The organism is Pollutibacter soli, from assembly GCA_029269725.1.
In the GTDB taxonomy this organism is placed as follows: domain Bacteria; phylum Bacteroidota; class Bacteroidia; order Chitinophagales; family Chitinophagaceae; genus Pollutibacter; species Pollutibacter soli.
The window spans coordinates 1-608 of sequence record JARJHS010000023.1; the positions used below are offsets into that span (position 1 = coordinate 1).

The window sequence follows — 608 nt, forward strand, 5'->3', positions numbered from 1 at the left end:
GTAATTGTCGCCAGCGCTACACTCATCTTCCTGGTAATGGTTATCAGCGGTATCATACTCTGGTGGCCACGCAACAAGGCAGGCAGGAGGCAACGCTTTTCTATCAAGTTCAATGCTAAATGGCGTCGAAAGAATTACGACCTGCACAATGTGCTTGGCTTTTATGTAGCATCGCTTGCACTGGTATTTGCCATTACGGGGTCTGTATGGGGCTTTGAATGGTTCGGCAAAATGTACTACGGCGCCATTTCAGGTGGCGGCAGCATGAAACCGTACGTCGATCCCGGATCTAAAGACACACCTGTAGCTGCATCGACCAATATGCCCGCGATGGACCGCATATGGTTGCAACTGTACAAAGGAGTACCCGCCAACGGGGCGATCGAAGTGCATACACCAGAAACCGATTCATCGTCTATAGCGGTAAACGTTAATCCCGACCCTACTACTTACTGGAAGATAGATTACCGCTACTTTGACCAGCACAGCTTGCGCGAGTTGAGTGTGGATCACGTTTGGGGACGCTTAAGGACCTTAAAGGCAGCGACAAACTGATGCGCATGAACTACGACATCCATGTGGGTGCCGTACTAGGCCTGCCCGGCAAG

Annotated in this window: 1 protein-coding gene; it reads left to right on the forward strand. The window is 51.0% G+C overall.

Going from position 1 to position 608, the window contains the following annotated elements; genetic code table 11:
- On the forward strand, positions 1-555 hold a 555-nt coding region (locus P2W82_RS24660; RefSeq protein WP_336518629.1), incomplete at its 5' end, for a PepSY-associated TM helix domain-containing protein.
- Positions 556-608 lie beyond the last annotated feature (53 nt).